General features: G+C 51.2%; 10 protein-coding genes. 7 read left to right on the forward strand and 3 right to left on the reverse strand.

What is annotated here, in order from left to right:
* Positions 1–218: 218 nt before the first annotated feature.
* Complete coding sequence (gene pdxH / locus LGV68_RS07270; protein WP_020328702.1) at positions 219–854, forward strand: pyridoxamine 5'-phosphate oxidase; 636 nt, start codon at positions 219–221, stop codon at positions 852–854.
* Between the two features lie 29 nt (positions 855–883).
* Here the strand turns inward: pdxH and LGV68_RS07275 are convergent, their stop codons facing one another.
* The 3 genes from LGV68_RS07275 to LGV68_RS07285 form a co-directional block, all read right to left on the reverse strand.
* Entirely contained in the window at positions 884–1,603 is a 720-nt protein-coding gene (locus LGV68_RS07275; RefSeq protein ID WP_020328703.1) for a helix-turn-helix transcriptional regulator, read from the reverse strand.
* 310 nt (positions 1,604–1,913) lie between these two features.
* Entirely contained in the window at positions 1,914–3,734 is a 1,821-nt protein-coding gene (locus tag LGV68_RS07280) for an SUMF1/EgtB/PvdO family nonheme iron enzyme (protein WP_252536412.1), read from the reverse strand.
* Positions 3,735–3,891: 157 nt separating this feature from the next.
* Complete coding sequence (locus LGV68_RS07285; RefSeq protein WP_222727269.1) at positions 3,892–4,995, reverse strand: PEGA domain-containing protein; 1,104 nt, start codon at positions 4,993–4,995, stop codon at positions 3,892–3,894.
* A gap of 427 nt (positions 4,996–5,422) precedes the next feature.
* Between LGV68_RS07285 and LGV68_RS07290 the strand changes: the two genes are divergently transcribed.
* From LGV68_RS07290 to LGV68_RS07315, 6 genes are all read left to right on the forward strand, one after another.
* Entirely contained in the window at positions 5,423–6,247 is an 825-nt protein-coding gene (locus LGV68_RS07290) for an AraC family transcriptional regulator (RefSeq protein ID WP_020433197.1), read from the forward strand.
* A 272-nt stretch (positions 6,248–6,519) separates the two neighbouring features.
* A complete protein-coding gene (gene putA / locus LGV68_RS07295) occupies positions 6,520–9,639 on the forward strand; it encodes a bifunctional proline dehydrogenase/L-glutamate gamma-semialdehyde dehydrogenase PutA (protein ID WP_252536417.1) in 3,120 nt (1,039 codons plus the stop codon).
* Between the two features lie 24 nt (positions 9,640–9,663).
* Positions 9,664–10,362, forward strand: coding sequence for an aldehyde dehydrogenase family protein (locus LGV68_RS07300; RefSeq protein WP_020433195.1), 699 nt, complete (start codon positions 9,664–9,666; stop codon positions 10,360–10,362).
* Positions 10,363–10,434: 72 nt separating this feature from the next.
* Positions 10,435–11,925 carry a sodium/proline symporter PutP gene (gene putP / locus LGV68_RS07305; protein WP_020328711.1) on the forward strand — a complete coding sequence of 497 codons (1,491 nt, stop codon included), beginning with the start codon at positions 10,435–10,437 and terminating at the stop codon, positions 11,923–11,925.
* A gap of 214 nt (positions 11,926–12,139) precedes the next feature.
* Positions 12,140–12,367, forward strand: coding sequence for a hypothetical protein (locus LGV68_RS07310; RefSeq protein WP_020328712.1), 228 nt, complete (start codon positions 12,140–12,142; stop codon positions 12,365–12,367).
* 198 nt (positions 12,368–12,565) lie between these two features.
* Positions 12,566–14,455 (forward strand): methyl-accepting chemotaxis protein, encoded by a 1,890-nt coding sequence (locus tag LGV68_RS07315; RefSeq protein ID WP_032081630.1) that lies wholly within the window; start codon positions 12,566–12,568, stop codon positions 14,453–14,455.
* Positions 14,456–14,586: the final 131 nt, after the last annotated feature.

Genomic DNA, 14,586 nt, shown 5'->3' on the forward strand with positions numbered 1-14,586 from the left:
CGCGATCCTGCGTGTGTGAGAAAAAACGAGACGGCAAGTCGCCGAGACTTGTCATTACAGTTTAGACGTTTTCTTATTCCTCGCTGTGATGGCTGGCCGAATAAGTATCCGAAAATTAACGGTTATGAGAGATAGAGCGCGTGCGCTTTTTGGCGGCTTGCGGCTTGAGTTCTGAGGCGTATAAGCGCACAATCGGCAAAAAATAATGAGGAGTAGAAATGGATCTTTCAGATATTCGCCGCGAATACATTCAAGGTGGTTTACGCAGAAAGGATTTGCTTGCTGACCCGATTGATCAGTTCAACCTTTGGCTGCAGCAGGCGATTGATGCCAAGTTAACAGACCCGACCGCTATGACCGTGGCCACGGTGGATGAAACCGGCCAGCCATTTCAACGAATCGTGTTGCTGAAAAACGTCGATAAAGACGGCTTTGTGTTTTATACCAATCTCGGCAGCCGCAAAGCGCAGCATATTCAGCACAACAGCAAAGTGAGCCTGCATTTCCCTTGGCATCCGCTTGAGCGTCAGGTACACATCACTGGCACGGCAGAAAAGCTGAGTGCGCTGGAGAACATGAAGTACTTCACCTCTCGTCCCAAAGAGAGCCAGATCGCAGCGATTGCCAGCCATCAGAGCAGCCGTATTTCTGCTCGCGGTGTGTTGGAAGGTAAGTATCTGGAACTGAAACAGAAATTCGCGAAAGGTGAAATTCCGGTACCGAGCTTCTGGGGTGGATTCCGTATCAGACCGTCGAGCATTGAATTCTGGCAGGGCGGTGAACACCGTTTGCATGACCGCTTTATTTACAGCAAAGCGGATGCTGGCTGGGATGTGGATCGCCTGGCACCTTAATCTGCGAAGATGACACCAGACACGCCGCTTTATGCGGCGTGTTCGTTTTTCAGCACCACCGACAACTGCGTTTTGAGCAGCGTTTTCGGAATCACCGAACCAAAACCCAAATCCAGCGCTAGATCGAGCAAGTTTTCTTTGCTGTGAGCACCAAACTTATTGCGCAATCGCGCTTCATAACCTTCGACTGTCTTGATTGAAATTCCCATCACGCGCGCAATGTGCTGTGGTTTTTTACCATACAGCATCAGAAACAGCGTCTCAGATTCACGAGTTGTCAGTTTCGGTAGTTGGGTCGTGTTGTGGCTGTTGGACGTTTTGAAGGGTGATGTCAGGCCCGTAGCCCGGCATACCCAGTGTCCCACTTCTAAAATCGCCGTGTCCGTCAGATCCTGGCCGTAGAAAATGGTGCCCTGAATCCTGCCTTCGGCATCGCGCCATGGGCTTTTGGTAAAAATGTGGGCATGCCAGCGGCCATCGGGATAGGGGTGTATATCGAGTACCTTGAGTGAGCGCCCGGTTTCCATCACATAGCGATCCTGTTCCTGAAAATCCCCGGCACAGGCGACCGTTGGGCTTGGCATTTCGAAATCGGTGCGACCGACACACTCTTCGGCGGAATCGACACCGATCAGCTCACCATACGCATCATTCGCGTAGACAAACACCGAGTTTAAGTCTTTGCAGCCCCAATAACCGGGCAATTGTTTAAACAGTAAGATTTGTTCGGCAGTCAGATGAGTAGACACACATATTTCCTCAAGTACAACGCGACTTATGATATCAAGCAGCAATACGGTTGTAAGCAACGAAATGCAGTGATTTTCGGGGAAAAGGACGAAAAAAAGCCAGCCTGAAGACGGGCTGGCAATAAATACAAGAAACATATCTTGTCGACGTGTAGAAGAGGTTCCATGATTTCAGCGAGGGTCTGCTGAAAACACAGAGGTATCAATAAGATACCGGGCATTAGGTGTTACCCAGTGCTTGAGCTAACTATATTGAAGCGGCCAGAAACGCAAAAGGGGGGAAATCCCCCCTTTTGAGAAAAACCTGCAGTTAAAGTTCGCGAAGTATGCGGAAACCGACATAGTTCGCGGCCGCAGACGGCGAAATAAACAATTCGCTTTCTGCTTTGGCCATTTCCGGAGAGAAACTCCAGGCGCCACCTTTTGCTAAACCGCGTGCATCATTGGTCCACTGCCAAACGTTGCCGACCACGTCATAAAAACCTAAGCGGTTCGGTTCAAATGAGCGGACTGGTGATGTGCTCTTGTTTGACCAAGGTGTGCCACCCCAGCCCGTGTTGGCCTGACCGCTGCCGAAGTTATCACCCCACCAGTAACTGGTTTTGCTGCCGGAACGGGCGGCCACTTCCCACTCATCTTCACTAGGCAGACGGTAGGTAAAGCCGGTTTGTTTTGATAGCCAATGCGCATACGCGTTGGCATCGTTCTGGCTGATACACACGGCCGGAGATTGCGCCGATTGTTTAAAGCCTGGGTTGCGCCAGTAGCTGTCTGGAATCGGCGTTACTTCGGAATTGTTGACTGCGATACAAACGTTCTGCAGCTCAGCATCGGTTTGGTATCCAGTCTGATTGACGAAGGTTTCAAACTCACCGACAGTAATCGGTGTCGCGCTGACTGCGAAAGCATGATCAAGGCGAACCTGACGCGATGCGTTTTCACCCAGCAGGTATTCTCCGCTCACTAACGTTATCATTTCCGGCGCCTTGATGTTGCCTTTCAGCGAGTCTGCAAACTTAAAGCCCTGCTTAAGAATGTTGGCCTGCTCGCGCAGCACCGCACGTAAGGTGTGATCGGAATTGATGCTCAGTTCCTGATGGAATGAACGGTAGCCTTCTTTTTCCACCGTGATCATGTGATTGCCAACCGGCAGCATGATTTCGACCGGAGTGCTGCCGTAGCTGACACCATCAACCGACACTTTGTCGTTGTACTGATTCGAACGAATGGCCAGGTTCACCCACGCCACTTCTTTTTGCTTGCTGGTCTGAGCGTTTTCACCCGGCGCAAAACAGTATTGTGAATCGACATTCAGCAGCTTACAGGGGGTGTTTTCTGCCGGGCGGGCATCCAGTTGCGTGTCGATAGCGGTTTTAAACTTGCTGCCGTCATAGAAGCCAGAATCTGTCGTGGTGTGTTTGAGTACGTGGATATTGAGCGACACGTCAGCCAGATGCTGTTTCACTACCGCCGCTTCGCTGGTTTCATCAATCAGCCAGGCCTGGAACTGTTTCACGGCTTTCTGCAACGCCAGATCAGTGGTCTGTTTGGCACATTGCGCCAACGTCATATCGGCGCTACACGCGTTGGTGAAGCTGACTTTTTGCTCACCAGTGCGATTGAGCTCAGAACGCAGACGTTCAACCCGTGCGCGCAGTTTGTCTTGATCAAGCTTGGCAATACTCTGCTCAATCACCTGCTGCGCAGCTTGGGTCTGAGCCAGTGCTGCCTGCTGCTCCTGCAGTTTCTGCCCGGCTTCCAAACGTGCTTTCTGATTCTGTTTGATGGCTGACCAGGCTGCCTGATAGGCATTCTGAGAGCCTGTAATATCCAGCTCTGGCTCATCAATCATTTTCTGGTAATCACGCTCGAGGTTCGCTTTGGCTGTCTTCAGCGCCGCGTCCAAGCTTTGCGTTTGTTTATTCAGGCGATCCAGTTCAGCTTGCTGATTATCAACAGCGGTTTGCTGAGTCTGGGTAGCCTTTTTAGCGTCCTGCAACTCTGATTGCTTGCTAAACAGTGCATCATCGATAGCCATAACAGTGGCGGGTGCCGTGTCTTCAGCTATCGCGGGCACTGCCAGTAAGCATGGCGAGAGTGCGAATAACAGAGCGGGTAAACCTTGTCGCATGGTTGTCTACTTCAGTTAAATGTTTGAAAAAACCTGTCAGCATTCTAAACGAAAACGCCATTTTGTCAGAAGTCATCTTTCAATAACTTAGTGACAAAATGGCGTTTAAACGACAGCTTTGTGAAATTCGACACCAAATCAGAGCCGCAAGGGATGATTAGCTGTCTTTGTTCGGGCGAAGCTTCACCCAAACCGTGTCATTACCATTGACGGTAATCACGCGGTTGTAAGTTTCATAACCGTCTTTGGCAACTGTCACCTGATGACGGCCTGCTGGTAGCACGATTTCGACTGGCGTGCTGCCGTAGTTGATGCCGTTGATGGTGACTGAATCGTTGTACTGATCAGAACGTACAGTGACATTCGCCCACTGCTTGTCTTTCTTGGTCGTTTGCTCATCAGAAGAGCCTTTCAGACAGTAGCGGCTTGAGACGTTCAGCAGTTTACATGCAGCCACTGCCTCTGGTTTTGCCTGTAGCTGAGCCTGAATTTGCGTAAAGTATTCGTTGTTGCCTTCAAAGCCGCTGCGGATGATCTGGCTTTCCTGAACGTGAATGTTCAGTTCCACACCGTTGAGATTCTGCTTGGCAATCACGGACTCAGTCAGGTTATCCAGCAGTTTGGCGCGGAACGTTTTCACTGCTTTCTGTTTCGTCAGATGTTGACCCTGGCTTGAACATTCACCCAGCGTCATAGTGGTAGAACACGCTGTTTTGTAGCTGGTTTCCAACACATCGCTTTCGCGCAGTTCCGCATCCAGACGTTTTACGCGCGCTTCGATTTTGCTTTCTTCCAAGTTGGCAAATTCGGTTTTCAGACGTGCTTGCTTCTGCTTGATTTGTGACAGACGCATTTCGCTTTCGGTAATGGCCTGATCGTTCGTCAGTGCTTCAGACTGATTCTCTTTCACCGCGCTCCAGCTTTCCTGATATTTCTTCTGGAAAGTCACTAAGTCTGTATCTGGATCTTCAAGAAGGCGGCTATATTGTTTGTCCAGTGCCGACTTAGCTCGGTTACGTTTCGCATCCAACTCATCGCTTTCACGCTGTAAACGACTTTGTTCGTTTTTCAGCTGTTGAAGCTTAGAGCCTTCGGCGTCGTACTCAGACGCGATGGAATCGATCTCGCTCTGTTTTGTACTGATTTTCTCATCGATAGCGGTAACAGGATCAACCTGTGTAACTTCATCCGCGTACACCGATGCAGATACCCAAATAGGGCTTAGCGCAAGCAGTAGCGCTGGGAGGCGATGTCTGATCATAGGTCCCTGCAACAAATTGATGTGGTTCCACTGAGGTCAGTGGGAAAAGACAAACTTTTGACAGCGCGATGGATACGCTGGTTTACATAATGCAAAAGCTATTTCTATTACAATAAAATCACAAAATCTGGACAATAGGCCACTGATTTTGTGAGTCTTCTATTTCTCAAGCTCCATTTTGAGCAGATTATCGAAATATGCAAGCACCGATTTCTGATCTGGTTTGACGTTTTTCAATTGAATACACATTGACCGTAATTTATGTGCACTTGATCATTGTTCCGAAGTGTGAATTTGGCCGGAATTTCATGCCGGGCCAGCACAATTATGCACATGGTTTTCTATAACGCATCTTGAGTGGCGGGTAATTTCGCTCGAGGCGAAATTGTTATACCATGCAGGTCTGTCATCGTGAGGTGAAACCAGTATGAGTACATTATCTTCTCACAATCCGTCCATTTTAGAGCAAAGAGCCAAACTTTTGTCGCCTCGTCCGGCAGAGTTGGTGACCTTGCCTTCCCACATGCACTGTCACGATCACAGCTATACCCAGATTGTTATCGGCTTAAAAGGTCAGGCTGAATTTGAAGTCAGTGGGATGGGGAATATCGTCGGCCCGGGGCAGGGCTGCGTGGTGACGTCCGGATCCGATCACGCATTTGGCGGCATCATTGGTCAGTCGGATATTCTGGTACTGAACATGCCACTGCCGAGCAACGATGATCCTTTGATGTTGCAGAAGATCAACGATCTTTCTAACGCCGATGTCTATTTCCAGCTGGATGGTCAGATCCAGAAACTGGTGCAGATGTTGGTGCAGGAAATGCAGAACAGCCCGGAAGATATGCTGCTCAGCCGGGCTTGTAGTGACACGGTGCTTGCTTTGTTGCAGCGTCATATTTCCGCCTTCGAAACTCATCGCCGTGAGTCGCGATTTGATCTGGAGGCGATCGATCGCTACATCGAACAGCACATCAGCAGCCGCATTTCCGTCGCACAGCTCGCGGGCAGCGTGTTTCTCGGCGAGAGCCAGTTTCATATGCTGTTTAAAGAGCAGATGGGCATTACGCCGCACCAGTATGTGCTGGGCAAGCGTGTTGATATGGCCAAACTGATGATTGAACAGGGCCGATTGACGCTCGGCCAGATTGCCGAACTGAGCGGATTCTCCAACCAGAGTACCTTTACCCACACCTTTTCTCGCCTGCAAGGGGTCTCTCCTTCTCAGTACAAAAAAATGTGCCGCAACTAAACGCTGAATATCGCGAATTTTAATGAGAATTATTCTATAACCCGAGACTGTTTATGCACTCTCGGGTTATTTATTTGCGAAAATTGGTAAATGAACAGCATTTTATTTTATCTAAATTGATGTGATTCTGTTTTTGCTTTGTTAAAAAACCGAGTTTTTGGCAAAAAGCTCGGAGTTTTTGACAAGTATTCTTCACACGCTCAAAATACACTGCCAGTCATTGTAGGAAACCCGACCCAATTGAATCTCGGGTGTGAGATTGAGGAAAACGCATGTTTACAGCAACAGATGTGTTGAAAGCAGAGTTTGTTGAGCAGCCGCTTAGCAAGCTGTGGTCAAAGATCTCGCCACTTTACATGGTGGACGAATCCCAATGGCTAGAGCAGCTTTTACCTTTGGCGACCCCAAGCGATGCAGAAAAATCGTCGATGGCCGTCAAAACCACTGAACTTATCGAAGCAATTCGTAAGGACAAAAAGTCGATTCAGATGATCGACGCCCTGCTTCTTGAGTACAGTTTGGATACTCAGGAAGGCATTCTTCTGATGTGTCTGGCTGAAGCGCTGATGCGTATTCCGGATACTGAAACCGCTGACGCGTTCATTCGTGACCGCTTGGGCGTGGCAGACTGGAAATCTCACCTGAAGAGCTCAGATTCGGTGTTCGTTAACGCGTCCACCTGGGGTTTGATGCTGACCGGTAAAGTGATTGGTCTGGCCGATGCAGAAGGCACCAGCCCGATTCAAGCGGTAAACCGCTTGGTGAACAAGCTGAGTGAGCCGGTGATTCGTAAAGCGATGCATCAGGCGATGAAGATCATGGGTCACCAGTTCGTTCTGGGTCGCACCATTGCCGAAGCGCAGAAAAATGGTCGCCCGATGCGCGATAAAGGCTACACCTACTCATTTGATATGTTGGGTGAAGCGGCGCTGACCACGGCAGACGCGAACAAATATTTCAAAGATTACCTGATGGCGATTGAGGCGGTTGGCCGCGACAAATATGGCCTGGACACCAGCCCGGCACCATCAGTATCGATCAAACTTTCCGCGCTGCACCCACGTTATGAAGTGGCAAATCGCGACCGCGTAATGACTGAGCTGTACAGCACGCTGATCCAACTGCTGGATCGTGCGATGGAGCTGGATGTGGCGATCACGATCGACGCAGAAGAAGCGGATCGTCTGGAACTGTCACTGGAACTGTTTGAAAAAGTTTACCGCAGCGAGAAAGTGAAAGGCTGGGGCAAATTTGGTCTGGTGGTTCAGGCGTACTCAAAGCGTGCCCTGCCAGTCCTGGTTTGGCTGACTGCGCTGGCGAAAGAGCAGGGCGATTTGATTCCGGTGCGTCTGGTAAAAGGCGCGTACTGGGACAGCGAAATCAAATGGTCACAGCAGAGCGGTTACACCGGTTATCCGGTTTACACCCGCAAAGAAGCGACCGATGTTTCTTACCTAGCGTGTGCCCGCTTCCTGCTGAGCGAAAGCGTGCGCGGCAATCTGTTCCCACAATTTGCCAGCCACAATGCGCAGACCGTAACCGCAATCTCGGTGATGGCGCAGCACAAAGACTTTGAATTTCAGCGCCTGCACGGTATGGGCGATGCGCTCTACAACCACGTCATGGCGGCATACAAGCAATCTGTGCGTATTTACGCACCCGTGGGTAGCCACAAAGATCTGCTGCCGTATCTGGTTCGTCGTCTGCTGGAAAACGGCGCGAACAGCTCATTCGTACACCGTCTGGTGGATGCGCGCTGCCCAATCAGCACGTTGACTCAACATCCGGTGGACATGTTGCTGGCGTTCGATACGTTGAACAACACCAAGATTCCTCTGCCTTCACGCATTTTTGCTGAGCGCAGCAACTCGTACGGTGTCAACATCGACATCGAGAGTGAAGCGAAACCATTTGAAGAGCAGGTCAATGCGTTCCTGAGCAAGCAATGGCAAGCATCGCCGATCATTAACGGCGAGATTCAGTTCGAAAGCATGATCAAGGCAGCTGGCCAGCCAGAACTGGTTAAAGCGCCGTATGATCGTCGCATCGAAGTGGGCCAGGTTTTCCATGCTAGCCATGATCATGTTTCCGCAGCGATCGAAACCGCACATGCTGCATTTGCTGAGTGGAACCAAGCTCCGGCACAAGCGCGTGCTGAGAAACTGGACAAACTGGCGGACCTGCTGGAAGCCAATCTGGCTGAACTGGTGGCAATTTGTCATCAGGAAGCGGGTAAAACCATTCACGACAGCATTGATGAAGTGCGCGAAGCGGTCGACTTCTGTCGTTACTACGCCAAACGCGTAGACACACTGGGCGAGTTCTCGGTAGAGGGCTTTGATGGCCAGAGCCGTCAGGTTGCTCGTCAGGGCCGCGGTGTATTCGTATGTATCAGTCCGTGGAACTTCCCGCTGGCGATTTTCCTAGGCCAAATCAGTGCCGCACTGGTTGCGGGTAACACCGTCGTGGCCAAACCTGCAGAACAAACCAGCCTGATCGCAGCGCGCGCTGTCGAACTGATGCTGGAAGCGGGTTTCCCTGGCGGCGTGATTCAGTTACTGCCTGGTCGCGGTTCGCAAATCGGTACGGCGTTGACGTCACACGCGGCCATTGCTGGTGTGGCGTTTACGGGTTCCACTGCGACAGCGCAGCGCATCAACCAAACGTTGGCTGAGCGCGATGCTGATCCTGTGCCGTTTATCGCGGAGACTGGTGGTCAGAATGCGATGATCGTGGATAGTACAGCGCTGCCTGAGCAAGTGGTGCGTGACGTTCTGCGCTCTGCCTTTGCGTCGGCGGGTCAGCGTTGTTCAGCACTGCGTGTGCTGTTTGTTCAGCAAGACGTTGCCGATCGCATCATTACCCTGATTCAGGGCGCGATGCAGGAGCTTTCTGTCGGTACTCCTTATCTGCACAACACGGATGTGGGTCCGGTGATCGATGCGAAAGCTAAGCAAGGTCTGCTTGAGCACATCGAACGCATGACCAAAACGCAGAAGAAAGTGGCACAACTGGAACTGGGCGAGGTGTGTGAATACGGTGATTTCGTTGCGCCGACTGCGTTTGAAATCTCGGGTATCGACTGCCTGACCGAAGAGCAGTTTGGCCCAATCCTGCACATCGTTCGCTTCAAAGCGAGTGAATTGGCGCAGGTGGTTCAGCAAATCAACGATACCGGTTTTGGTCTGACCATGGGGATCCACAGCCGTAACGAAACGACCTATCGCTGGATTGAAAAACACGCGCGTGTGGGTAACTGCTACATCAACCGTGACCAAGTTGGTGCGGTCGTCGGTGTGCAGCCGTTTGGTGGTCAGGGCCTGTCCGGCACCGGACCAAAAGCAGGTGGTCCACACTACCTGTACCGTTTCACTCAAGTTCAGTACAGCTAATCCGTTCAGCGAAGGAGGCTAACTATGGTGCATCAAGTAACTCGTTTTTCTGACGCTTTTTCGGCTTGGGAAAACTGGAATCTGACTGGCTTTGACTCAAAATGTGAGGCACTGCTGTCATTGAAACACAATTTAGAAAGCGCTATGCCAGCATTGGCAAAAGTGATTTCTTACCAACTTCAACAGGCTTCAGCTTTATTGGCGCAACCGCACCAATTAGTTGGACCCACTGGAGAAACCAACGAGCTTTATACTGCAGGGCGCGGTGTTGCCCTCATCGTTCAGGATGACAGCAGTAATGAAGCAAAACTGGCGGTCGCAGCTCAATTGTGTGCTGCGCTGGTCGCAGGCAACAGCGTCGTATTCTGTAGTGACGATGCTGAGCTGACGTCCGCTCTGTCGGCTGCTTACGAGCAGTCAACGCTCCCGGCTAACCTGCTGCAGTTTGCAACGTTCGACGCCTATCATCAATTGATGGAATCGGATATTCGCTGCATGGGTTATGTCGGTAATACGTCGGTTGAACGCACAATCAACCGTCAACTAGCCAAACGCTCAGGCGCAATTGTTAGCCTGGTGTCTGAAACGGATTTTGCCGCACTCCCGGTGGCGAATGATCCACACTTATCGCTGCGTTTTATTACCGAACGTACGCGCACAATAAATATAACAGCAGTGGGTGGTAACGCGACCTTGCTTGAGCTTGGGAACGAGGCCCACTAATCCTTTCTGTAGTTCTCCCCCCGCACCTTGTGGGGGGACATGGAAGGCGATCGTATATAAGAGGACACATCAATGGAAAATAGCTTTGCTATTACGACCACATTTATCGTCTACCTCATTTTGATGTTGGCGATTGGGGTCTATGCATATCAGCGAACGAAAAACTCAGCTGATTACTTTTTGGGCGGCCGTTCTTTAGGCCCATGGCCTGCAGCGCTTTCTGCGGGTGCATCTGACATGAGTGGCTGGCTGCTGCTTGGTCTGCCGGGTTACGCATACGCGGCCGGTATTGAAGCGTTCTGGCTGGCGGGTGGCCTGCTGGTGGGTACTTGGGCAAACTGGCTGATCACAGCTAAGCGTCTGCGCACCTACAGTATTACCACTGACGCCCTGACGCTGCCTGAATTCCTGTCTCGTCGTTTCAACGACAATTCAAAACTGATTCAAACGATTTCAGCGTTTTTCATTCTTCTGTTTTTCCTTTTCTACACCAGCTCGGGTCTGGTGGCAGGCGGTAAACTGTTTGAAACAGTCTTCGGTCTGGATTACAGCACAGCAGTTATCGTGGGTACGGTGTGTGTGGTTTCTTACACATTGTTCGGCGGCTTCCTGGCGGTATCCTGGACCGACTTGGTGCAAGGTCTGCTGATGGCAGCGGCACTGATGATCGTACCTATCGCAGCCATGAATGGTGGTTTCACTAAGCTGGACAACGATCTTTTGGCAATTAACCCACAACTGCTGACCATGTGGAATGACGTGAAAGGCCAGCCGCTGTCTGCGGTGGCGATCGTCTCGCTGGTTGCGTGGGGTCTGGGTTACTTTGGTCAGCCACACATCCTGGCGCGTTTCAAAGCGACTCGTTCGAACAAAGATCTGACCACAGCACGCCGCATTGCGGTTATCTGGACCGGTCTGTCAATGGCGGGCGCGATGCTGGTGGGTCTGGTTGGTCTGATTTACGTGACCAACGACGGTTCTATCCAGCTGGACGACGGCGAGAAAATCTTCATGCTGCTGGTGAACGCGATTTTCCACCCAGTGATGGCCGGTATTCTGCTGGCAGCGATTCTGGCGGCAATCATGAGTACGGCGGACTCTCAGCTGCTGGTTTCTTCTTCTGCACTGGCCGAAGACTTCTACAAGCAAGTGTATAAGAAAGATGCGACGTCAGAAGAGATCGTGCGTGTTGGCCGTGCGGCGGTCATCATCATCTCTATTATTGCGCTGATCCTGGCAATGACGCCAGACAGCTCGGTTCTGGGTCTGGTGTCTTACGCATGGGCAGGTTTTGGTGCGGCATTTGGTCCGGCACTGGTACTGAGCCTGTACTGGTCGCGCATGAACCGTAACGGCGCGTTGGCGGGTATCGTGATCGGCGGCATCACTATCGTCGTGTGGAAACAGCTATCAGGTGGTTGGTATGACGTGTACGAAATCGTACCGGGAATCATCTTCTCGACCATCGCGATTGTTGCGGTTAGCCTGCTGACGGGTGAACCTGAAGAAGCAGTGAAGAAGCAGCACCTTACCTTCAAGAAGCATCTTGTTGAGCTGGACTAACTGACAAACAGTTTGCATAACTGAACAAAGCCCCACCAATGTGGGGCTTTTTTGTGCTTGTGTCATGGCAATGCAATAGCAGAAACTCACTCGAAAGTGGGTGTTATTTTTTGAATCCCAGTCACAAACTTAAAACTAAAGTTTGGGACAATGGAACCAACCGATTCAAAATGCGTCAATTGTCAATAGAAAGGCTCAAACAGGAGGACCCACCATGCCAGAAGCGTATTGCAACTGTTGTCGAAAAACCACACCGCACAAAGTTGTAATGAGGCGTTGTCAGACGGAACCGACGACGGGTTGGCAGGGTTTTCAGCAATTCATGGCTGCACTGATGCACGGTGAGCATTATTACAAAATGGAGAAACAGGGTTTCTGCCGCGTTTGTAATCAACAATCCGATTTATCAGCGGCTGATTTCTCTCGAGCCAGAGTGATTTAAATTCGTGTCAGTTTGATGACTCCCGTGGTTGTCACGGGAGTTTTTTATTTGTCTCTTCAACACAATGGGCAGCAGATCACCGATTTGATGCAACAGCCGACTTCTTGTCCCGTAATGGGAACTTTCGCAAGGTAATCTCTCTTCGTTCAGCTAATCTGTAGGGAATTCACCTGTGGATACGACGAAGGAGTCCCATTCATGCAGTTAAGTTTAAAGAGAAAAATGGTTTTCTCTGTGGTGATTGCGATCGCGCTGACCGCAATCGCATTGGTGGTCGCGGGTTATAAAACCTTCCAGCAAGACAGTTGGCGTGCCATCGAAAGTGAAAGCCGCAATACACTGCAGGCGCATGCCAAGGGGATCGGTGACTGGTTTGCCACCAAACAGCATGCTCTGAAAGGGTTGCGCGAAGAAATTGAACGCAATCCGAATCTTGATTTGGTGCCACATCTGCGCCAAACCCTCGAGTCCGGTTCATTTGGCCTGAGTTACTACGGTAACGAGCAAGGAGAGATGTTCCGTCAGGATCCTTCCCTTAACAAAGCGGGTTACGACCCACGCGAGCGCGGCTGGTACAAAGAAGCCAAAGCCGCAGGCAAGCCGACCACAACGGAACCGTATGTGAGTGTGACCATGCAGACGCTGGTGGTGACGCTGACAGAGCCTGTACGCGTCAATGGTCAGTTTATCGGCGTAGCGGCGTCCAACCTGGCACTGAATAAGTTGATTGAAGACGTACTGGCGATTGAAGTTCCAGGCAAAGGTTACGCCATTCTGGTCAATCAGAAAGGCAAAATTGTTGCTCACCCGAACAAAGACCTGATCCTCAAACCGACTCAGGATATCGCCTCTGGCTTGAGCATAGCCGCGCTGCAGGGGGCGGCGAATGATCACCATCTGCTGCCGATGTCGATTGACGGCAAGGACAAGCTGCTGATGGCGCAAAGCATCGACAATACCGACTGGATGCTGGTGATGGTGATGGACAAAGCCGTGCTGGAGCAGCCGTTAAATCAGATGCTGATGACACAAACCCTGATTGGTCTGGTGATTCTGTTGGTCATGGCCTTAGCCACCTCGTGGTTTGTGGCCCGTCAACTGAATGAGCTGAGCAACATCGCTGCGGCATTGGGAGATATCGCTGAAGGTGATGGCGATCTGACCCGCCGTCTGACCGTAAAAAGTGACGATGAAGTGGGCATGTTGGCGGACAAGTTCAATAAGTTCGTCGATCGCCTGCACGTGATGGTGAAAAACGTGCGTGATGTATCGGTTGCTCTGAACGAAGGGGCGAACCATGCCGCGCGCGCAGCAGGTCAGCGCAGCGAGCGCATCCGTACCCAGCAAGATGAGATCACCATGGTGGCGACAGCAGTGACTGAAATGGCTTCTGCGACGGCGGAAATTGCCGGCAATGCTGACAACACGGCGAAAAATGCCAACCAATCGGTTGAGCTCGGCGCGCAGGGTTACCAGCAAATGCAGCAGAGTAAGCACTCTATTGACCAGTTGGCTCAAGAGCTGACGGGCGCGGTCAACATCATTGGCGAGCTGGAAGAGCATGCCAACGAAATCTCAACCATTTTGTCCACCATCCGTGCGATTGCTGAGCAAACCAACCTATTGGCGCTCAACGCTGCGATTGAAGCTGCGCGGGCAGGCGAGCAGGGGCGCGGTTTTGCGGTGGTGGCGGATGAAGTTCGCGTGCTGTCGCAGCGTACTCATGCCTCAACAGAAGAAATTCAGACCAAGATCGCCGGTTTGCAGAAAGTGACTTCAAATGCGGTGTCGGTGATGACGGAAAGCCATAAGCTGGTGGAAACCAGTGTCAGCGATGTCAATCAAACGGGGGAAAGCCTGCAGGCGATCAGTGAAGCGATTCAACTGATCAGCGACATGGCGACACAAATTGCTTCGGCGGCAGAGGAGCAATCCTTGGTAACAGCAGACATTAACGGCAACACGGAGTCGGTGCGCGAAGTGAGTGACGCGCTAGCGAGCGACGCTCAGGATGCGGTGCAGCAGGCCAAAGAGCTGCACAATCTGGCGCAGGAGTTGGATCAGGAAATTTCCCGCTTCAGACTTTGATTTACCGTAAACAACTAAGGGCATCTGACGATGCCCTTTATTTTTTCACTGTGAACGCAATCACAACCCGTATTGAAACGTTTCTTCCTGAGCGGATTAGTCAGTATTGTATGTCGCAAATGATGTCTCAC

The organism is Vibrio sp. LQ2, from assembly GCF_023920125.1.
Classification (GTDB): Bacteria; Pseudomonadota; Gammaproteobacteria; order Enterobacterales; family Vibrionaceae; genus Vibrio; species Vibrio fluvialis.